Below are 20,441 nucleotides of genomic sequence, written 5' to 3'. Positions count from 1 at the left end.
GAGACCATGAGGTATTTAACAATTGCCCTGACGAAGGGCCGCTTAGCTAGTTCGACGTTAGCATTATTTAATAAAATCGGTATTACTTGCGAAGAGATCGAGGATAAGAGCTCACGGAAGCTAATTTTTACCAATGATAATTTGAAACTTCGGTTCTTTCTGGCAAAGGGTCCCGATGTTCCTACTTATGTGGAATACGGAGCTGCCGATATTGGTATTGTAGGGAAGGACACTATCTTAGAAGAAGGACGAAGTGTACATGAGGTGTTAGACCTTGGTTTCGGAAAATGCCGGATGTGTGTCTGTGGAAGCGATAAGGGGAGAGAAGCGCTTAACTCTCGGGAACTGATTCGCGTGGCCACAAAGTATCCTAAGATTGCGAAGCATTATTTCTTTAATAAAAAACACCAGACGGTCGAGATTATTAAGCTAAATGGCTCCATTGAGCTAGCGCCCATCGTCGGGCTCTCGGAAGTGATCGTAGATATCGTCGAAACCGGCTCGACCCTCCGGGAAAATGGCCTAGGGGTTCTTGAAGAGGTTTGTGATCTTTCGGCGAGAATGATTGTAAACCCTGTCAGTATGCGGATGGAAAACGAACGCATTAAGGAAATGGTGAACAAACTAAAACAGGTGGTATAGATGAGAATACAAAGGATTGATGATAACAATAGCATCAGCGAAGTATTAGCTGCCCTTTTAAAACGTAGCCCTAATAATTATGGGGAGTATGAACAAGTGGTGGCAGAAATTCTCGCGGATGTAAAAGAGAATAAGGATCAGGCGTTATTCGCCTATACGGAGAAGTTTGATAAGGCACAGATTCAAGCGGGTACCATTCAGGTTAAGGACGCGGAGATTGCCGAAGCTTATGAGCAGACCTCGCCAGAACTAATCGCGATTATCCGTAAGGCGAAAGAAAATATTCTTGACTTCCACGGAAAGCAAAAGCAAAATAGCTGGATTGATACGAAAGAAAACGGCAGTATGCTAGGACAAAAGGTAACTCCTCTGGACCGAGTAGGCGTCTACGTTCCTGGTGGTAAGGCCGTCTATCCTTCTTCGGTACTGATGAACGTATTACCGGCGAAAGTCGCTGGTGTAGGTGAAATCGTAATGACCACGCCACCAGGACCGGATGGGAAAATTTCACCTCATACATTAGTCGCTGCGAAAGAAGCCGGAGTAGACGTGATTTATAAAGCAGGAGGAGCCCAGGCCATCGCTGCCTTAGCTTATGGTACCGAGAGCATTCCCAAAGTGGACAAGATTGTCGGCCCCGGTAATATTTTTGTGGCTCTTGCTAAAAAGGCAGTCTACGGTCACGTCAATATCGATGCGATTGCTGGCCCCAGTGAGATTTTAGTCCTTGCCGATGAAAGCGCAAATCCGCGTTTTATCGCTGCTGATTTATTGTCACAGGCGGAACATGATGAGCTGGCTTCGGCCATTCTCGTTACGACAGACGAAGGGCTAGCAGAGGCTGTATCTATAGAAGTAGACCGTTTTATAGAGGTCTTGCCACGCCGTGAAATCATTCAAAAATCTATCGATAACTACGGCTACATTCTGTTGGCGAAAAATGAAGAGCAGGCCATTCACATTGCCAATGAAATCGCCTCGGAGCATTTGGAAATCATGACGAAGCGTCCCTATGAGACAATGACCAAGATTCGTCATGCAGGTGCTATCTTTATCGGTGACTACGCCAGCGAACCCTTAGGAGATTATTTTGCCGGGCCCAACCACGTGTTGCCAACCAATGGAACCGCTAAGTTTTTCTCACCCCTTGGTGTAGATGATTTTATTAAGAAATCTAGTATTATCGGGTATTCTAAAGAAGCTCTGCGGGAAGTGTATAAAGACATTGAGAAATTTGCTATGGCTGAAGAATTGTCAGCCCACGCCAATTCGGTGACGGTACGTTTTGAGGAGGAAGAATAAGCATGAAGATAAGTGAAATAACGAGAGAGACAAAAGAGACCAATATTCAGTGCACCCTTAATCTAAACGGAACAGGGAAGACAGAAATCTATACCGGTATCGGTTTCTTTGATCATATGTTAGACGGGTTTGCCAGACACGGGCTATTCGACTTAAAGCTCAAATCTGTAGGCGATTTAGAGGTGGATTCACACCATACCGCCGAAGATACAGGTATTGTCTTAGGGACGGCGATTAAGGAAGCGGTAGAAGATAAGGCTGGCTTAAAGCGCTTTGGTCACTTTACACTACCAATGGATGAAACGTTAGTACTGTGTGCTCTTGATTTATCCGGACGGCCGTATTTGGGCTTTGATGCCAAATTTACAGTCGAAAGCCTAGGCGGTCTTGAGACAGAGCTGATCAATGAATTTTTCTACGCCTTATCCTATAGTGCCATGATGAATATTCATCTAAAGGTGCTGGAAGGGCAAAATAACCACCATATGGCTGAAGGGCTATTCAAAGCTTTTGGCCGGGCGCTTGATATGGCAACGACAATAGATGAACGGGTAAGCGGAGCCTGGACGACGAAAGGAAGCTTGTAATGGGTTTAAAACGAATAATTCCCTGCCTTTTTTTGAAAGATAAGAAGGCGGTTAAATGGTTTGATGACGAGACGGTAGTTGCCGAAAATGTCCTCGAACTCGTAAAAACATATAACGAAAATGGTGCCGATGAACTGCTCATTTTCAATCTAACCGACAATGAAGACGATAAGGATGAAGCGGTTCATTTTCTAAAGAAGATTAAGAAGAATCTCTTTATCCCCATGATTGTCGCCGGTAGCATCGACAACCTAGAAGACGTAAAGAAGGTTCTCTACGCTGGGGCTAACCGGGTGGTAGTCAATATGGCTAAGCCCAATGCAGATAAGCTGATAGAAGATGCTGCTACACGTTTTGGGAAAGAAAAAGTAGCCGTTTCGATTAACGATTTTGACACCATGTTTAAACATCAGCGTTTGATTAATGAATTTGCTAAGGACGTTCTCCTTCTTCACCAGATGGACCTTAATTCGGTGACCAATGTTAGTGAAAGTGAGCTAGTCGTCTTTACAAAGCTAGAAGATATGGACGTAGTACTTTCGTTTTTAGAAAACGAAAAGGTTCGCGGTGTAGTCGGCCCCGTCTTTAGCGCCGCCGATGCCAAACTGACGAAGATAAAAGATATCTGCGTAGAGCGGGGGATTGAAGTATCCTCCTTTGAGGCGAATATCGAATTCTCGGAATTTAAAACCGATGACCAGGGGCTAGTCCCTGTTGTGGTTCAGAACTATCGAACCCAAGAGGTCTTGATGGTAGCTTATATGAATGAAGAAGCTTACTATAAAACCATTAAAACGGGAAAAATGACGTATTACAGTCGCTCCCGTCAGGAATTGTGGGTAAAGGGCGAGACCAGTGGTCATACCCAGTACCTAAAGTCTCTGGATATCGACTGTGATAAGGATACTCTTCTAGCCAAGGTGGATCAAGTGGGAGCCGCTTGCCACACAGGCAGTCCCACCTGCTTTTACACCCGAATATCGGGAGAGACTGAGGCGACTTCCAATCCTCTATACGTTTTCAAACACTTGTATGACGTAATTGTGGATCGCCGGGAAAACCCGAAAGAAGGCTCATATACGAATTACCTATTTGATAAAGGGATTGATAAAATTCTGAAAAAGGTTGGGGAAGAAGCTTCAGAAATTATTATTGCCTCAAAGAATCCTAGCACCGAAGAAATTAAGTATGAGATCGCTGACTTCCTCTACCATATGACGGTTTTAATGGTAGATAAGGGCATTTCATGGGACGAGGTTATTAACGAACTAGACGATAGATAGGGAGATGTCATGAGAAAAACTGCACTCAGTGATGAGGTTTTAATGGCGGTAGAAAAGCCGGCCAGATACATCGGTAACGAAGTGAATTCCGTAATGAAAGATAAAGATAAAGTGGATATTCGCTTTGCCATGTGTTTTCCCGATGTTTACGAAATCGGGATGTCTCATCTAGGAATTCAAATTTTATATAATCTGTTTAATGCCAGGGAAGATACTTGGTGTGAACGAATCTATTCGCCGTGGTTTGATTTGGATCAGAAGATGAGGGATGATAACATCCCTCTCTTTGCGTTAGAATCCCAAGATCCGGTGATAGATTTTGATTTTTTGGGGATTACGATTCAGTATGAAATGTGCTATACCAATATTTTGCAAATTTTGGATTTAGCAGGCATGCCGTTGCGTGCTAAAGACCGGGATGAAAGCTATCCTCTTGTAATCGGCGGCGGACCTTGTGTATATAACGCCGAGCCGATTGCTGATTTCTTTGATTTTTTCTATATCGGCGAAGGGGAGACCTCATACGATGAACTTCTGGACTTATATAAAGACCACAAGCGTAAGGGTTACTCCAAAAAGGCTTTTCTTGAAGCCGTTGCCCAGATGCCAGGGATGTACGTACCGTCTCTCTACCAGGTGATTTACCACGAGGATGGTACCATTCAGGAGTTTGTAAAGCTTTCCGAGACGGCTCAGTTTCCCATTAAGCGCTTAATGGCTAGCGATGTGTCGACTCTCCCGTATCCAAAGGCACCGGTAGTGCCTTTTATTAAGGCTACCCAAGATCGAGTGGTTCTCGAAATTCAAAGAGGATGTATTAGAGGCTGTCGCTTTTGCCAAGCTGGGATGATTTACCGACCTGCTAGGGAAAAGGATGTGGAAGTTCTAAAGGAATACGCCCGAGAAATGCTAAAAAATACTGGCCACGAAGAGATTTCCCTGTCTTCTTTAAGCTCTAGCGATTACCATGCATTAAAGGAGTTAGTGACTTTTCTAATAGAAGAATTTAAAGATCAAGGAATTAATGTTTCCCTGCCCTCTCTACGAATCGATGCCTTTGCCTTAGATGTGATGAGCAAGGTCCAAGATGTGAAAAAGAGCAGTATGACCTTTGCACCGGAAGCGGGTTCTCAGAGACTTCGGGACGTGATTAATAAAGGGCTTACAAGAGACGATATCCTAAACGGTGCCGGTGAGGCTTTTGCCGGCGGCTGGACGAAGGTTAAGCTTTACTTTATGTTAGGACTACCGACGGAGACCACAGAAGATATGGAGGCGATTTCCGAACTAGCCGATGCCATCGCTAGACGCTATTACGAAATCCCTAAGGATGAACGGGTAGGTAAGTGTCAGATTACCGCCTCTTCCTCGTTCTTTATCCCCAAACCCTTTACCCCCTTTCAGTGGGCACCGATGTTGACTCGCGAAGAGTACCGCGAAAAGGCTCGTTTTGTTAAAGAAACCTTTAATCAGCAACTGAATCGCAAGAGTCTCCGTTATCAATATCACGATCCGGAGACCACGATTATCGAAGGCGTTCTCGCTCGTGGCGATCGTCGCTTAAGCAAGGTAATTGAAGGGGTTTACCGCCGAGGATGTCTATTTGAATCATGGACCGAACACTTTGATTATCAGGTCTGGGATGAGGAAATCACCCGTCAAGGATTGACCATTGACTTTTATAACCGCCGAGAACGCGGAAGTGATGAAATCTTTCCTTGGGACTTAATTGATATTGGCGTGACGAAGGGCTTTTTAATGAACGAATGGGAGCGGGCAAGGGAAGGAAAAGTTACGCTTAACTGTAAAGAAAGCTGCAGTGGCTGCGGCATGGCAAAAGAAATGGGAGTGGCAGAGGAAGATTCATTTCCGAAAAGGGGGGCGATCTGTGTTGAAAGTTAGGCTAAAATTTTCTAAAAATGGCGTAATGCGCTATATCGGTCATCTAGATTTGATGCGTTACTTTCAAAAGGCGATGCGCCGTGCAAATGTGCCCGTAGCGCTATCTGGCGGCTATTCCCCCCATATGATTATGTCTTTTGCCCTTCCTCTTTCGGTAGGACAGACGGCCGACGGAGACTATATGGATATTGCCCTAAGTGAAGAGATTGATTTTCACCAGACGATTGCGGATTTGAACCAGGTAATGGTGGAAGGAATAGAAGTACAGGATATCGTTCCCGTTAGCGATGACAGACGCCAAGGAGGGATGGCAATTGTGGCAGCTGCCTCCTATCTAGTTTCCTTTAAAGAGACTCAGGAAATCCCCGCCGATTGGAGCGAAAAGTGTCAATCCTTTATGGCAGAGGACGAGATTCGGATTGTCAAAAAGACGAAACGCAGCGAAAAGGAAGTGAATATTCGTCCCTTTATTTTCGAAATGAGAGTAGAGGAAGGCGGTATTTATCTGCTTTTAGCCGCGGGAAGCAGCGCTAATCTTAAGCCAGACCTAGTTTTAAAAGCGTTCCTAGATTATGTAGGCGCAGCTGTAGATACACCTATGCATTTTCACCGTCTAGATTTATACTATAGAGAAGCAGATGAGTTCAGAGCTTTAGGAGATGTGAAAGATGACAGGAAACGTTCCTTATCTTGATGCCAAAACGATTATCACCCGTGCCGGAAACCCTGGTGCGTGGTTTGGTATGGACTATAATATGAATATTTATCGGGGCTGTTCTCACGGTTGTATCTACTGTGATAGCCGTTCGGATTGCTATGAGATTACGAATTTCGATCAAGTACAGGTAAAAAGAAATGCGTTAAAGATTATTCGGGAAGAGCTTAAAAGGAAAAAAAAGAAGGGTGTGGTGGCAACAGGAGCCATGAGTGACCCCTACAATCCTCTAGAAAAAGACTTGGAACTTACAAGAGGCGCCCTTACGCTCCTCAGCGAGTACGGCTTTGGGGCAGCGATTGCCACAAAAAGCGGCTTGCTAGAAAGAGATATCGATATCTTAAAGAAGATAAAGGAAGAGGCGCCGGTTATCTGTAAGGTGACGATTACTACGGCAGACGATGAACTCTCAAAGCAGATTGAACCGGGAGCATCCACTTCTTTTGAACGGTTTGACTTAATTAGAGCCTTGGCAGATAACGATATTTTTAGTGGGATTTTATTAATGCCGGTGTTACCTTACTTGGAGGATACGCCGGAGAATATTAGAGAAGTGGTGCGCCTCGGGGCCGAATGCGGGGCTAAGTTCGTCTACCCTGCCTTTGGCATGACGCTGCGAGGCAATCAGCGGGAGCATTATCTTCATAAATTAGATACGCTTTTCCCTGAGAGAGGCTTAAGAGCTCAGTATCATGCCGAGTTCGGTACGAAATATCAGTGCGTTTCCCCTCGGGCGAAAGAGCTATGGCAGGCCTTTAAGGAAACATGTGAGGAAAAAAATATCGTTTATCGCATGAACGATATTATCGATGGTTATCAGAAACCGTATGAGATTCAGCAGTTGAGTTTATTTTAGGAGCTTAAGATGGCAAAAAAAGAGATGAAAACAAATGCTATGCGCATTTTAGAACGGGAAAAGGTTCCTTTTGAGCTGGTCACTTATGAGTGTGAAGAGTTTCACAGCGGTACGGAAGTGGCCAAGCTACTAGGGCAACCGGTAGATGAGGTTTATAAAACGCTAGTAACGGTCGGAAAGTCAAAACAATATTACGTCTTCGTTATTCCCACAAACGCCGAAATCGACTTTAAAAAGGCGGCAAAAGCGGTAGGAGAGAAGTCGCTAGAGATGATTCCTCTTGCGGATTTAACCAAGGTTACCGGCTATATTAGGGGCGGCACCACGGCCGTAGGCATGAAAAAGCAATTTCCCACGATTATACAAGAAGATGCAAAAGCAAAGACTTTGATTTATGTCAGTGGCGGTAAGCCAGGCACTCAGATGCAGCTTAGACCAGATGATCTATTGCGAGTTGCGAGAGCAAAGTACGACGATGTAATATAATTCTCTGTTGCGTTAACGTGCTACATAGGGTAAAATAAAAAAACAAAATTTATAAGAGGAATGAGGCAGGTATCATGATAAAAGTTGTAAAATTTGGTGGCAGTTCACTGGCAAGTGCAGAACAATTTAAAAAAGTTGGCAAAATTATTAAAAAGGATGAAGACAGACGCTTTGTCATTCCTTCAGCCCCAGGGAAACGCTTTCCTGATGATACCAAGGTTACCGACATGCTTTATAGCTGCTACGGTCAAGCGATGGTAGAAAATGATTTTGACAAGCAACTAGAACAGATAAAAGAGCGTTACAATGAGATTATTGCCGGTCTAGGACTCAGCCTTAAGCTAGATCAAGAGTTTAAAGTAATTAAAGAAAACTTTAGCAAGAAAGCCGGTAGGGGTTATGCCGCTTCTAGAGGTGAGTATCTAAACGGAATCATTATGGCGAATTATTTAGGCTATGATTTCGTGGATGCGGCAGAGGTGATTCGCTTTAAAGAGGATAAGAGCTTTGATGCAAAGACGACGAATACTCTTCTAGCCGAGTGTTTAAAAGGCAAGAAGAACGCCGTTATCCCCGGATTTTACGGTGCTAGAGAGGACGGTAAAGTAGTAACCTTTTCTCGAGGTGGCTCCGATGTTACTGGTTCCTTGGTGGCGCGAGCAGTCTTTGCTGATATGTATGAGAACTGGACCGATGTCTCTGGTTTCTTAGTATCTGATCCACGAGTAGTGAATAATCCCAAAGCGATTGAGGTGATTACTTACAGAGAGTTACGGGAGCTTTCTTATATGGGCGCTTCCGTGCTTCACGAAGAAGCAATCTTCCCTGTTCGCAAGGAAGGTATTCCCATCAATATTCGCAATACCAATTGCCCAGAGGATAAGGGAACTTTGATTGTTGAAGGTACCACGAGAAAACCTCGCTTTACCATCACCGGTATTGCCGGTAAGAAGGACTTTGCTTCCATTACCGTAGAAAAGGCCATGATGAATAACGAGATTGGTTTTTGTCGTAAAATCTTAGAGGTCTTTGAAAATAACGGCATATCTATTGAACATATGCCTTCGGGAATCGACACGATGACGATCTTCGTTCACCAAGACGAGTTTGCGGAGAAGGAGCAGAAGGTAATCGCTGGTATTCACCGAGCTGTAGAACCAGATTTGATTGAACTAGAGTCAGACCTTGCTCTAATTGCTATCGTTGGTCGCGGTATGAAGGCTACAAGAGGAACCTCCGGTCGTATCTTCTCTGCCCTAGCTCATGCCAATGTGAACGTGCGGATGATTGATCAAGGAAGTAGTGAGCTCAATATTATCGTTGGGGTTAGGAACCACGATTTTGAAAATGCTATTCGCGCAATCTACGATATCTTTGTTACGATTCAAATTTAAAGATAAAAGGAGCGAATGAAGGGGGGACGAATTGAGTCCCCTCTTTTAAAAATTTATGATAATTGATTTTCACACCCATGTTTTCCCTGATAAAATAGCTGAGAGAGCAATTTCAAACCTAGAAAATGTTTATGGTGGAAAAGCTTTTCTAAGAGGCAAAAAGAACGAACTGCAGGAATCAATGGAAAAAGCAGAGATTGATTTAAGTATCGTCTTACCGGTAGTTACTGATGTTCGCCAAACGGCTTCGGTAAATGAGTATGCGGTAGCGATTGCTGGCGATGGCCTTCTTTCTTTTGGTGGTATTCATCCAGAAGATAGTAATTATAAGGATACCCTTCGCCAGATACGACAATCCGGACTAAAGGGCATTAAGATACACCCTGACTACCAAGGTGTCTACATTAATGACCTGCGTTATAAACGAATTATTGAGCAGGCAACGATAGAAGACTTAATCATCGTTACTCACGCCGGCGTTGATCCTTTAAATCCTAAGGATATTCACGCAACTCCAGAGATGCTTAAAGAAGTAATTACGGAAGTCGCCCCTGAAAAGCTGGTCCTCGCTCATCTAGGCGGTTTTCAGTTGACGGAGCAGGTGTTAGAGTTATTAGTCGGCAGAAATGTCTATTTTGATACGGCGGTAATACTAGATAAAATGAGTGAAGAGCAGATTACGACTTTAATTCATCAGCACGGCGCTGATAAAATTCTCTTCGGTACCGATTCACCTTGGGCTGAACAAAAAACCTTTGTCGATATCCTAAAAAGCTTTTCGCTATCTGAAGAGACAAAAGCACGGATTTTTGCCGGGAATGCCCAAGCACTATTAGGAGTGTAGAATAATGAAGAAAGTAGCCCCCTTATTTATCATTGCCGCCACCCTTCTCTGGGCGGCAACGGGAGTTGTTACTCGTTATATAGCGACTACTGGTCTAACTACAGTGGAAATAGCCGCTCTTAGAGTGGTATCTTCGGCGATAATTTTCTTTATAATTCTTTTGCTTTTTTATCCCGATAGACTTAAAATCAAAGTTAGAGACTTAGGCTGGTTTGCAGGGATTGGTCTTGGAAGCCTTTTCCTTAATAACCTGGCCTATTCAGAGACCGTTCAGCGTGCCTCCCTATCTATGGCCGTGATTTTACTGTATACTTCACCTTTCTTTGTGACGATTATGGCCAGAATCTTTTTCAAAGAAAAGATTACCACTAGAAAGCTTTTCGCTTTAACCCTAGCTTTTATCGGTTGTCTCTTCGTAGTGGGAGTTAGCAAGGCGGGCCTAGAGGAAGGGATTGTGCTAACGATTCTGATTGGTATGTGTGCTGGGTTTGGGTTTGGCTTGTATTCCATTCTTGGAAGTGTGCTTCTTAAGCGTTATGATTCACTGACCGTGGCCTTTTACGCGATTCTATTTGCGGCTCTCGGAACCGTTGTTCTCACTAAGCCAGCAGCAGTAGTAACTACGTTAATGGCCTCACCTTCGAAGCTTCCGCTATGTATAATCGGTAGCTTTGTAACGGTAGCCCTGCCTTATATATGCTATTCTCTGGCGTTAAAGTATATGGAGGCTGGCAAAGCTTCCATCATTTCTTCCTTTGAGGTGGTGGCCGCTAGTCTTTACGGAGCCGTATTATTTGGGGAGCGGCTTCAGTTAAAAAATATTTTGGGAATTGTTTTGGTATTAACCGCGCTGATTTTGCTACAGTTAAAGCCTAAGGAGAGAGGAAATGTTAAAGAAAATTAGTCCGTTACTGGTTATCTGTTCTACCTTATTGTGGGGTGGGATGGGGATTGTTATTCGCTACGTGGGCACCATGGAAGCGAATACCTTTCAGATTGCTGCCATTAGACTTTTGATTTCAGCAGTCTTTCTAGTCCTTGTACTTTTAATTGTTGACCGTAATAAACTTAAAATCAAATTAAAGGATTTCCCCTGGTTCTTACTGACAGGGATAGTGTCTTTGTGTCTTAATAATATAGCCTATTCGGAGACGACCCGCCGAGCGAACCTTTCTGTGGCGGTGGTTCTCCTTTATACAGCGCCCTTTTTCGTCTTGATAATGTCTATTCTTATCTTTAAGGAGAAGCTGACCTGGATAAAAGCACTGGCGTTACTCCTGTCCTTTGTGGGGTGTATGTTTGTGGTAGGCGTCTTTACCAGTGGCATGGAAGTAAAAGCGACCACGATTTTAATCGGACTCGTAGCTGGGTTTTGCTATTCGCTTTACACGGTAATTGGTAAGGTCCTGCTTAAAAAATACGATTCCTTAACGATTGTTACGTATACGTTTATCGTAGCGGCGGTGACTTCTTCATTAATTGCCGGACCTAGCGCGACTTTTACGGTCATTAGTAATCACCCAGAGAAGCTACCGCTAGCGATTATCGGGAGTATTTTAACGGTGGCCCTGCCTTATATCCTATATTCAAAGGCGCTAACCTATATGGAAAGCTCTGCGGCCTCCATTATTGCCTCCTTTGAAGTGGTAGCAGCTAGCCTTTACGGGGTCGTTTTATACAATGAACACCTGCATATTACCAACATCTTAGGAATCGGGATGGTCGTTGGGGCTATTATCCTCTTAGAAGCGCGGTTTCTCAAAAAGAATTAGATTGCATTTGTTGTTGACAGTCATTCTTCCTGTATGATAAAATATACCAGTATGCCGCACGACGAGGTAGTAAGCATTGCGAAGCAATCACCATAGTCGGCGAGTAATTATTTAGGAGGTGCCATATGTACGCTATTATTGCAACAGGTGGTAAACAGTACAAAGTAGAAGAAGGCGACATCATCAGAGTAGAAAAGCTCGGTGTAGAAGCTGGAGAAACTGTTACATTTGATCAAGTATTAGGAGTTTGTAACAGAAAGCTTAAAGTAGGAGATCCTACAGTAAGCGGTGCAACTGTTGAAGGTACAGTAGTTGAAAACGGAAAAGGTAAGAAAGTTATCGTTTACAAATACAAACCTAAAAAGACTTATCACAAAAAGAATGGTCATAGACAACAGTACACAGCAGTAAAGATTGACAAGATCAACGTAAAATAGTCAAGCGAATAGAAGAGGATATAAGATGATCCGTATCACCGTACTTAGAAATGCAAAGAGAGAGATACTTGGTTTTGATTCTATCGGTCACGCCGGTTACGACGTGTGTGGTAAGGATATTGTGTGCTCAGCGGCGTCGATATTGATTATTAACACTATCAATGCCATTGAAAAGTTCACCAAAGACAAAATCAATTATGTCAATGATGAGTCCGAAGGCAAGTTGGAATTTCGCTTTGCCGGAACGCCTAGTAAGGAAGCTGATTTGCTTTTTTCTACTATGCTTCTGGGACTAAATGACTTGGTGCGTGATGAGAACTATTCTAAATACATTGAATTAACATACGAGGAGGTGTAAACCATGATGAAACTTAACCTTCAATTTTTTGCTCATAAAAAGGGAGTAGGTTCTACCAAGAACGGTAGAGATTCTGAATCAAAAAGATTAGGTGCGAAAAGAGCAGACGGTCAGTTTGTTAAAGCTGGAAATATTCTTTACAGACAAAGAGGAACAAAGATCCATCCAGGAGTTAATGTAGGTCGCGGTGGCGATGATACATTATTCGCTTTGGTAGATGGCATTGTTCGTTTTGAAAGAAAAGGAAGAGACAAGAAACAAGTGTCTATCCGCCCAGAAGCACAATAAGACTTTTAAGAAGCTCCGGATTTTTTCCGGGGCTTTTTTGTAAAGAAGCGCAGCTTTCATTGCAAAAAGAGAGGATACAATATGTTTGCAGATAGAGCAAAAATAATAATAAAATCGGGAAGCGGCGGCGAAGGCCACGTAAGTTTTCGCCGGGAGAAATACGTACCCAACGGGGGACCTGATGGTGGTGACGGCGGTCGCGGTGGCGATGTAGTCTTTGAGGTAGAAAAGGGACTGAATACCCTTGTAGACTATCGCCACAAACGAAAGTTTCGAGCCCAGGACGGAGAGCAAGGCGGTAAGCGCAACTGTAGTGGTGCTGCTGGCGCTGACCTTATTTTAAAGGTTCCCGAAGGCACCTTGATTAAGGATGCTGCTAGCGACAAGGTGATTGCCGATATGTCTGGTGAAAACACGCGCCAGATTATCTTGCGCGGCGGTCGTGGCGGCCTCGGAAATCAACATTTCGCCACCTCCACGATGCAGATTCCTAAATTCTCTAAACCAGCTGGCACCGGCCAGGAGATGGAAGTTAAATTGGAGCTAAAAGTCATCGCCGATGTGGGACTTATCGGTTTTCCAAACGTAGGAAAATCTACGTTTTTATCTCGAGTAACGAATGCCAAACCGAAAATCGCCAATTATCATTTTACCACTATTCGACCAAATCTTGGGGTAGTAGACCTTGAGGGTAAAGGCTTTGTCATTGCTGATATTCCGGGACTAATCGAGGGTGCTTCTGAAGGAGTCGGCTTAGGGCACGATTTCTTACGACACGTAGAGCGGACACGAATGATGATTCACATCCTCGATGCTTCTTCTATTGAAGGGCGCGACCCCGTTGAGGACTTCTATAAGATCAATGAGGAGCTTACTAACTACAACAAAGAGTTGGCCCAGCGTCCTCAAGTAATTGCGGCGAATAAAATCGACTTACTTTATGATAACAAGGACGAAGTCATTGCTAAGTTAAAAGCGGAGTTTGAGCCTCAAGGAATCCGAGTATTTCCTATTTCCGGGGTAACTGGTGAAGGGATTCATGAACTTTTGTATTTCGTTGCTGATAAGATTAGCACGATGGAAGTGAAACCGATTATCTTCCCACAGGAATACTTCCCCGAAGAGGAGCTGATTAATGTGGATCTTCCTTATACGATTGAAGTAGAAGATAATGTCTATGTGGTCGAAGGACCGAAGATTGATCGTCTATTAGGATACACAAATCTCGATTCTGAAAAGGGCTTTGCTTTCTTCCAAAGGTTCTTAAAGGATTCGGGAATTTTGGATGAATTAGAAGAAAAAGGAATTGAAGAGGGTGATACCGTTAAGATGTATGGTCTTCAGTTTGAGTATTTCAAGTAAAAGAAAGCAGGATAGATAAATGACAACGAAACAAAGAGCGTATTTAAAAGGCTTAGCGATGAAATTAGAGCCCGTTTTCCAGATTGGTAAAAGCAGTGTGACACCAGAATTCGTCACCGCCATCGATGAGGTTATCGCTAAGAAGGAATTAATAAAAATAAGCGTCTTAAAAAATTGCCTAGACGATCCTAAAGAATTGGCTCAGGTTATCGCTGAGCGCACCCATTCTCAGGTAGTTCAGGTCATTGGCAAGAAGATCGTTCTTTACCGTGAAGGTAAAGATAAGAACAAAAAAATCGATTTACCGAGGTAGTTTATGAGAGTTGGTATTATGGGTGGTACTTTCGATCCTATTCATAATGGACATCTACATATTGCGAAAGCCGCTTTGGCACAATTTTCTTTAGATGAGATTTGGTTTTTGCCTAATGGCAATCCCCCTCATAAGGATGCTAGCGTGATAAAATCTAAGGTGGCGGACCGGGTGGCCATGATTGCCTTAGCAATTGCTGACCAGCCATATTTTTTGCTGAATGAATACGAAAGCAACCGCTCAGACGTTTCTTATACGTATCAAACGCTAGAGCATTTTAAAAAGCAGTATCCCTATCACGAGTTTTACTTTATTCTAGGTGCAGATTCACTACAAAATCTAGAAAAGTGGAAGTGCCCGGAACGGGTCTTTGCCGCTGCTAATTTTCTCGCGGCCTACCGGGATGAAATGGATACACGCTCAGAAATGGAGGCTTGTATTCGCTACCTAGAGGATAAATATCAGGCCCATATTAGCCTGTTAATTGCTCCGCCGGTAGATATTTCTTCAAGTGATATCAGGGAAGCGCTAAAAGAAGGGCGCGAAATCACCGGTTTGGTACCGGATAAGGTCTATGATTATATTAAAAGCCAAGCTTTGTATAGGAGTCTTTAGATGAATAGGGAACTTAATGATTTGTCGGCAGAGATAAAAAAAGAATTGACGAAAAAGCGTTTTTTGCATACCGTTCGCGTAACTGTAACCGCTCAAGCTTTAGCTATGAGTTATGGTATGGAGACGGAAACGGCGGGGATTGCCGGTATCCTACACGACTGTGCCAAATGTATTCCCGACGATGAGAAGTTAAGTCTGTGTAAGCAGTATGGGCTTGGGATTAGCCCATCAGAAGCGGCGTACCCAGATTTGCTACATAGTAAATTAGGCGCTTTTCTAGCAGCTAAAAAATATGGGATTACGGACGAAGATGTCCTGGCAGCGATTACCTACCATACCACGGGACGTCCAGAAATGACGTTTCTAGAGAAAATCATCTTTGTAGCCGATTATATCGAGCCTGGAAGACCAGACTTACCGAAGATAACCGAAATAAGAGAACTGGCTTTTCACAACCTGGATAAATGTGTATACTTAATTATGGAAAACACCCTTAATTATCTGGAAGCAGAAAAGCAGACTATCGATAAAATGACCATTGCTGCTCGGGATTATTACCGAGAGCAAGTAGAGAAACAGGAGAGTATTGATTAATGGATGAATCAAAGAAAATGTTAGAAATTGCCTATAAGGCTCTAGAAGATAAGAAGGGCGAGAGCATTCTGGCTCTTGATATCACCGGCATCTCGATTGTGGCGGATTACTTTCTGATTACCAACGGTAATTCAGATGCTCAGAATCGCGCTCTAATGGAAGCCGCTGAAGAAGCTTTAGAAAAGGCTGGATATACCCCTAAGCAAATCGAAGGAAATCATCACAGTGATTGGGTTTTAATGGATTATGGCGATATTATTATCCATATTTTCACCAAAGAAAGTCGTGATTTCTTCGACCTTGCCAGAATCTGGAGTGACGGCAAAAGAGTAGAATTATAAATATACAAGGCATCATAAAAGGCGGGAACTTTCAATTTACGGAAAGTTCCCGCCTTACTTTTATACTTTTATCTAAAAAATCTAAAGACGCCAATTACTTTACCGAGAATCTCGACTTCTTGAACAATAATCGGCTCCATATCCGGGTTTTCCGGCTGTAAACGGAAAACGCCTTCTTCCTTATAAAAGGTCTTAACTGTGGCACCATCTTCAATCATCGCCACCACCATATCACCGTTGCTAGCGACATTGCCTTCTTCAACTAAAACCATATCACCGTCAAGAATACCGGCTTCAATCATACTTTCGCCTTTAACACGCAGCAAGAATGCTTGCTTATTACTTAGAAAATCCACAGGGATAGGGAAGTAATCTTCGATATTCTGTTCCGCTAGAATCGGATCACCAGCGGCTACACGCCCGAGAATAGGAATATTAGACATCTCACGACGATTGAAGTTAAATGATTCGTCTAAAATCTCGATTGCCCGGGGCTTAGTCGGGTCGCGTCTGATATAACCGTTCTTTTCTAAAGTTTCTAAGTGGGCGTGAACAGAAGAGGTGGACTTTAATTTTACCGCCTCACAGATATCCCGAACAGAAGGTGGAAACCCACGTTCTAAAATTTGTGATTTGATATATTCTAAAATTTCACTTTGCTTTTCGCTAATGGTACCTTTAGCCATATATTTGCCCTCCGCTTAATCTCTTTTTTTTAGTTTATCATAGCAGTCGTGTAAAAGCAAACAAAAGTTCCGAATTTATGTTCGATTACCTCTTGACAAACATTTGTTCGTTTGCTATATTCTTATTAAGAACATTTGTTCCTCGCGGAGGTAGTAAGATGAAAAGAGTAAATTCAAAACGTTCAACGATTAAAAGAAGAAGAGAAGTATATATTAGAAAAGTAATTTGTAGCCTAGTACTTATAGCGATATTTGCCGCTGTAGGCACCGGTTACAGTATAAAGAATGTTGAAGCTAAGGACAATGGCTTAGAAGTGGAAAAGTACTATAAGAGCATTCAGATTACTTCTGGAGACACCCTTTGGGATATTGCCAATGAATACCGAGGCAATCAAGAAATCAAGTCCTATATTAAAGAGATTAAAAAGATGAATAATCTAAAATCGGATCAGATAAATGATATGAGCTATTTGACCATAATGTACTATGAACAAGATCCAGCATAGATCAAATTTACCAAGGGCAATCTGTAAAAGGAGTGCCTTTTTTACTTACTAGGAAAGTCCATTTCATAATTTGTATCCCTTATCTTCATAAAATCTTCACTTTGGCACGCGTAATACTTAAGATACGTTCCCTATAATTAGCAATATAAGGGAGGAGTGATGATTGTGAAGATAAAGAAAGTAAATAAATATATAGCCGTCATAATACTCGTCTGTTTGTCATTCTTAGTTCTGGCCAATGCATTACTACGCCCTGTGAGAGCGGAGAGTGCCATTACAGGAACGAAACAACCACTAATTACGATTTCAATAGGAGATGAGTATGAACAAAGAAAAGAGAGGTTATCGCTTCAGGACTATTTCGAAAATAAAGCAAGCACTTATGAAAAGATTCCTCATCGTGGCTTTGCTAAGCTACTACAAACAGTGGGCCAGATAACGGAGCTCTTGGACATTCAAATGACGGTGAATAAAATCGTGCGAGAAATTATGCGAGGCTTCATATGAGACGACGTAATCGAAGGCTTAGACAAAAAAGACTTAGAATAGCAATGATTATTCTCTTAACCGTGTTAGTTATTGTGGCAACCTTTATGTTTATCTCTAAGCTTGTAGTTACAAAAACTAAGGCTACAGCGAAGAATATTACCACAGAAAGCACCAGTAAAGAGAATGACTGGAAATTAATTCTTGTAAATAGGGATAATTATATTCCTGAAGATCATACGGTGGAACTTATAAGATTATCAAATGGTGAGAGTGTAGATGCAAGAATTTACCCAGAACTCCAAGAGATGTTTGACGCCGCTCGCTCAGAGGGACTTAATCTTCTCGTAGTCGCAGGCTATCGCACCGAAGACGAGCAACAGCAGCTCCTTGTTCAAAAGAACGAGGAGTACATACATCAAGGATACTCCCGAACTGAGGCAAAGGAACTGGCCGAAAAGTGGGTAGCTATTCCCGGAACTAGCGAACACCAGCTGGGTATTGCAGTTGACATAAATGCCGACACTACCATAAGTTCAAGTGACACAGTATATAGCTGGCTTGCAAATAACGGACACAAATACGGCTTTATCAAGCGTTATCCCGAAAATAAAACCGCCATAACTGGTGTCATTAATGAACCTTGGCATTATCGATATGTAGGAAAAGAAGCTGCTAGTGAAATATATTCTAAGGGATTTTGTTTGGAGGAATACTTGGGTAAAAAGTAATTTAGGAAGTCACTATAGCTCTGACACCTTATTTTTAAAAATGAATAATGCAGTAGAAAAAGTAACAATAGCCACCAATAAGATTTGTGGCAGAGACTCTTGATTGGTAACGTTTTTACTGATAACCACTTGGCGAATAAAAATAACAAGTAGCGAAGTGACAATTGTTGTAGGTACAGATTTTCGAATCATGCCAATGATAAATGGCCATACTGATAGAATTGTACATACTATTACAGTGGTAATGGCCATTGGTGTCCAGGCTTTCAAGAATGATGTTGTGAATGTTCCTTTCAATAGATTGAAATATCTATCAACCCATATAATATAGACACTACAACAGATGTATCCAATTATAATTGAAATTGCCGTGTAAACCATAATAATAATGAGCTTGCTGGCAATCAGTTGGTATGGCTTTATAGGTCTTAGCACGTCGGATATTTGCCTTAATCCTTGCGGTAAGTTCGATTTCACGTTTTGTTTGGCTTTATGACCCTTCGTCATGACGGAGGCAAGAAAGCCTAAGTTCTCAAGGTAAGTATACAGTTCGGGCTCTTTCCTCTTAGATATTAATATTTGCTTCGATTTATACATATGGTTGACTCATTGATAACCCTTTGTTTCTATAGTATAATTATACCATTATCACAAACGGATGTAAAGGAGGAAAGGAACGTATGTTCAAGAAGAAAAATCAACCTTATTATACCAATAGGCACTCTTGTTTCCTGCTTCAATATCACCTTGTCTTAGTCACAAAGTACCGAAAACCGGTCTTGACTGGCCCAGTTAAAGATTATGTGTACCAGCTAATTAGAGAGATCTGTAATGAGCGAGGATACAATATCCTAGAGTTAAATGGGGAAGAAGACCATCTACATTTGTTATTTGAAGCTACACCTCAGATGGCACCAACGGAATTTGTCAATGTGATTAAAACTAAGACTGCAAGGTTCGCTAGGCGCGATTACCCAGCAGAAGTAGGAAAGTATTATTGGAAACCTTATTTTTGGTCAAGTAGCTATTTTGTTGCTACCGTTAGTGAGCAAAGTCTTACTTTAGTACAAGAGTATATTAAAAATCAGTAGCATTCACCCCCGCCCATGCAGGTTTTATGGACGTGGTACTCTGCTTACGATTATAGATAGAGTTGCGTGTTTGTATAATTTGAGTAATAATATAATTATCAGTGAGACTGGACAAATGGAGAATTGGAGGTAAGGATGGATAATAGAGAAGCTTTAAGAGAAAAAATTTTATCTTGTCATGCAATGAAAGATGTTCACATCTCTTCTCTAGTTGTCCTAAATGAATATGCCAAAATTCATAGGCTTAAGAAGGGTGAACATCTCTTTCATGACCGCGACACGGTAGAGAATATCTACTTCGTAACGAAGGGCCACGTCTCTTTGTATAAGCTCAATTATGACGGCAGTAAGAAGGTGATGTTTGTCTATGGTGCTAGGGAGATGCTAAATGAGGTGATTCTTCAGAATTGGACGGCTTCGATTAGCGCAGAAGCAATGGGTGATGCCGAAGTAATCTATTTTCCCCAAGAGATATTTCTCCAAGTAATGGAAGCGGATTTTGTCTTTACAAAAGCAGTCATGGATTCCATGGCAAAGAAAATCAGGCGATTGTACCGTCAACTTAAGAATACGACCGGGTCGCTTCGAGGCGATCGCCGAATTGCGGCCAAGCTATGGAAGCTTTCTCTCGATCATGGATGTCCTACGAAAGAAGGTGTGCGCATCGATTTAGAACTTTCCGTTACGTATCTTGCAGATATGTTGGGAGCCAAGCGGGAAACCGTCTCACGCCAATTAAAATTGCTTCTTGAAGAAGGTCTGATTATTCAAAAGAACGGTTATTTCACCGTTGTTGACCAAGATAAAATAAAAGAATACTTTGCTAGGCCGTGATATATATCACAGTAAC

General features: G+C 42.4%; 27 protein-coding genes. 25 read left to right on the top strand and 2 right to left on the bottom strand.

Going from position 1 to position 20,441, the window contains the following annotated elements; genetic code table 11:
- Positions 1–6: 6 nt before the first annotated feature.
- From hisG to rsfS, 20 genes are all read left to right on the top strand, one after another.
- Entirely contained in the window at positions 7–642 is a 636-nt protein-coding gene (gene hisG, locus NHH16_RS03230; RefSeq protein WP_262068160.1) for an ATP phosphoribosyltransferase, read from the top strand.
- Positions 643–1,944: a histidinol dehydrogenase gene (gene hisD / locus NHH16_RS03225; protein ID WP_262068159.1), complete on the top strand. Its 1,302-nt coding sequence runs from the start codon at positions 643–645 to the stop codon at positions 1,942–1,944. It begins immediately after the preceding gene.
- Between the two features lie 2 nt (positions 1,945–1,946).
- Positions 1,947–2,531, top strand: a complete 585-nt coding sequence (gene hisB / locus NHH16_RS03220) for an imidazoleglycerol-phosphate dehydratase HisB (protein WP_262068158.1) — start codon at positions 1,947–1,949, stop codon at positions 2,529–2,531.
- Positions 2,531–3,814: a bifunctional phosphoribosyl-AMP cyclohydrolase/phosphoribosyl-ATP diphosphatase HisIE gene (gene hisIE, locus NHH16_RS03215; RefSeq protein ID WP_262068157.1), complete on the top strand. Its 1,284-nt coding sequence runs from the start codon at positions 2,531–2,533 to the stop codon at positions 3,812–3,814. The genes hisB and hisIE overlap by 1 nt, the downstream gene beginning before the upstream one ends.
- 9 nt (positions 3,815–3,823) lie before the next feature.
- The gene (locus NHH16_RS03210; protein WP_262068156.1) at positions 3,824–5,716 is read left to right on the top strand and encodes a TIGR03960 family B12-binding radical SAM protein; all 1,893 of its coding nucleotides are present in this window, start codon (positions 3,824–3,826) and stop codon (positions 5,714–5,716) included.
- Positions 5,703–6,410, top strand: a complete 708-nt coding sequence (locus NHH16_RS03205; protein ID WP_262068155.1) for a TIGR03936 family radical SAM-associated protein — start codon at positions 5,703–5,705, stop codon at positions 6,408–6,410. Before NHH16_RS03210 ends, NHH16_RS03205 begins: the two co-directional genes overlap by 14 nt.
- Positions 6,385–7,287, top strand: coding sequence for an SPL family radical SAM protein (locus NHH16_RS03200; protein WP_262068154.1), 903 nt, complete (start codon positions 6,385–6,387; stop codon positions 7,285–7,287). Before NHH16_RS03205 ends, NHH16_RS03200 begins: the two co-directional genes overlap by 26 nt.
- Before the next feature lie 9 nt (positions 7,288–7,296).
- Positions 7,297–7,773 carry a Cys-tRNA(Pro) deacylase gene (gene ybaK, locus NHH16_RS03195; RefSeq protein ID WP_262068153.1) on the top strand — a complete coding sequence of 159 codons (477 nt, stop codon included), beginning with the start codon at positions 7,297–7,299 and terminating at the stop codon, positions 7,771–7,773.
- Positions 7,774–7,847: 74 nt separating this feature from the next.
- The gene (locus NHH16_RS03190) at positions 7,848–9,167 is read left to right on the top strand and encodes an aspartate kinase (protein ID WP_262068152.1); all 1,320 of its coding nucleotides are present in this window, start codon (positions 7,848–7,850) and stop codon (positions 9,165–9,167) included.
- Between the two features lie 181 nt (positions 9,168–9,348).
- Positions 9,349–10,011, top strand: coding sequence for an amidohydrolase family protein (locus tag NHH16_RS03185; RefSeq protein ID WP_330643439.1), 663 nt, complete (start codon positions 9,349–9,351; stop codon positions 10,009–10,011).
- Positions 10,012–10,015: 4 nt separating this feature from the next.
- Positions 10,016–10,915: a DMT family transporter gene (locus NHH16_RS03180; protein WP_262068150.1), complete on the top strand. Its 900-nt coding sequence runs from the start codon at positions 10,016–10,018 to the stop codon at positions 10,913–10,915.
- On the top strand, positions 10,899–11,783 hold the full coding sequence (locus NHH16_RS03175) for a DMT family transporter (protein ID WP_262068149.1): 885 nt from the start codon (positions 10,899–10,901) through the stop codon (positions 11,781–11,783). The genes NHH16_RS03180 and NHH16_RS03175 overlap by 17 nt, the downstream gene beginning before the upstream one ends.
- A gap of 125 nt (positions 11,784–11,908) precedes the next feature.
- On the top strand, positions 11,909–12,220 hold the full coding sequence (gene rplU, locus NHH16_RS03170) for a 50S ribosomal protein L21 (protein WP_262068148.1): 312 nt from the start codon (positions 11,909–11,911) through the stop codon (positions 12,218–12,220).
- Positions 12,221–12,245: 25 nt separating this feature from the next.
- Complete coding sequence (locus NHH16_RS03165) at positions 12,246–12,578, top strand: ribosomal-processing cysteine protease Prp (protein WP_262068147.1); 333 nt, start codon at positions 12,246–12,248, stop codon at positions 12,576–12,578.
- 3 nt (positions 12,579–12,581) lie between these two features.
- Positions 12,582–12,866, top strand: a complete 285-nt coding sequence (gene rpmA / locus NHH16_RS03160) for a 50S ribosomal protein L27 (protein WP_262068146.1) — start codon at positions 12,582–12,584, stop codon at positions 12,864–12,866.
- A gap of 81 nt (positions 12,867–12,947) precedes the next feature.
- Positions 12,948–14,228 (top strand): GTPase ObgE, encoded by a 1,281-nt coding sequence (gene obgE, locus NHH16_RS03155; protein ID WP_262068145.1) that lies wholly within the window; start codon positions 12,948–12,950, stop codon positions 14,226–14,228.
- Between the two features lie 19 nt (positions 14,229–14,247).
- Positions 14,248–14,541, top strand: coding sequence for a ribosome assembly RNA-binding protein YhbY (gene yhbY / locus NHH16_RS03150; protein WP_262068144.1), 294 nt, complete (start codon positions 14,248–14,250; stop codon positions 14,539–14,541).
- 3 nt (positions 14,542–14,544) lie between these two features.
- Positions 14,545–15,156 carry a nicotinate-nucleotide adenylyltransferase gene (gene nadD, locus NHH16_RS03145; protein WP_262068143.1) on the top strand — a complete coding sequence of 204 codons (612 nt, stop codon included), beginning with the start codon at positions 14,545–14,547 and terminating at the stop codon, positions 15,154–15,156.
- Positions 15,157–15,750 carry a bis(5'-nucleosyl)-tetraphosphatase (symmetrical) YqeK gene (yqeK, locus tag NHH16_RS03140; RefSeq protein ID WP_262068142.1) on the top strand — a complete coding sequence of 198 codons (594 nt, stop codon included), beginning with the start codon at positions 15,157–15,159 and terminating at the stop codon, positions 15,748–15,750.
- Positions 15,750–16,091, top strand: coding sequence for a ribosome silencing factor (gene rsfS, locus NHH16_RS03135; protein WP_262068141.1), 342 nt, complete (start codon positions 15,750–15,752; stop codon positions 16,089–16,091). The genes yqeK and rsfS overlap by 1 nt, the downstream gene beginning before the upstream one ends.
- Positions 16,092–16,159: 68 nt before the next feature.
- On the opposite strand, the gene lexA is transcribed toward rsfS, so the two are convergent.
- Positions 16,160–16,777, bottom strand: a complete 618-nt coding sequence (gene lexA / locus NHH16_RS03130; RefSeq protein ID WP_262068140.1) for a transcriptional repressor LexA — start codon at positions 16,775–16,777, stop codon at positions 16,160–16,162.
- A 158-nt stretch (positions 16,778–16,935) separates the two neighbouring features.
- Between lexA and NHH16_RS03125 the strand changes: the two genes are divergently transcribed.
- From NHH16_RS03125 to NHH16_RS03115, 3 genes are all read left to right on the top strand, one after another.
- The gene (locus tag NHH16_RS03125; RefSeq protein ID WP_262068139.1) at positions 16,936–17,283 is read left to right on the top strand and encodes a LysM peptidoglycan-binding domain-containing protein; all 348 of its coding nucleotides are present in this window, start codon (positions 16,936–16,938) and stop codon (positions 17,281–17,283) included.
- A gap of 159 nt (positions 17,284–17,442) precedes the next feature.
- Positions 17,443–17,790 (top strand): hypothetical protein, encoded by a 348-nt coding sequence (locus tag NHH16_RS03120; protein WP_262068138.1) that lies wholly within the window; start codon positions 17,443–17,445, stop codon positions 17,788–17,790.
- Entirely contained in the window at positions 17,787–18,500 is a 714-nt protein-coding gene (locus NHH16_RS03115; RefSeq protein ID WP_262068137.1) for a M15 family metallopeptidase, read from the top strand. Before NHH16_RS03120 ends, NHH16_RS03115 begins: the two co-directional genes overlap by 4 nt.
- A gap of 12 nt (positions 18,501–18,512) precedes the next feature.
- On the opposite strand, the gene NHH16_RS03110 is transcribed toward NHH16_RS03115, so the two are convergent.
- The gene (locus tag NHH16_RS03110) at positions 18,513–19,097 is read right to left on the bottom strand and encodes a hypothetical protein (protein ID WP_262068136.1); all 585 of its coding nucleotides are present in this window, start codon (positions 19,095–19,097) and stop codon (positions 18,513–18,515) included.
- Between the two features lie 83 nt (positions 19,098–19,180).
- Between NHH16_RS03110 and tnpA the strand changes: the two genes are divergently transcribed.
- Positions 19,181–19,591, top strand: a complete 411-nt coding sequence (tnpA, locus tag NHH16_RS03105) for an IS200/IS605 family transposase (RefSeq protein WP_262068135.1) — start codon at positions 19,181–19,183, stop codon at positions 19,589–19,591.
- 135 nt (positions 19,592–19,726) lie between these two features.
- Complete coding sequence (locus tag NHH16_RS03100; RefSeq protein ID WP_262068134.1) at positions 19,727–20,425, top strand: Crp/Fnr family transcriptional regulator; 699 nt, start codon at positions 19,727–19,729, stop codon at positions 20,423–20,425.
- Positions 20,426–20,441: the final 16 nt, after the last annotated feature.

This window comes from Ohessyouella blattaphilus (assembly GCF_024721265.1).
Classification (GTDB): domain Bacteria; phylum Bacillota; class Clostridia; order Lachnospirales; family Lachnospiraceae; genus Aequitasia; species Aequitasia blattaphilus_A.
The sequence above is the reverse complement of the archived record's forward strand: the minus strand, read 5'-3'. Positions and strand labels throughout refer to the sequence as shown.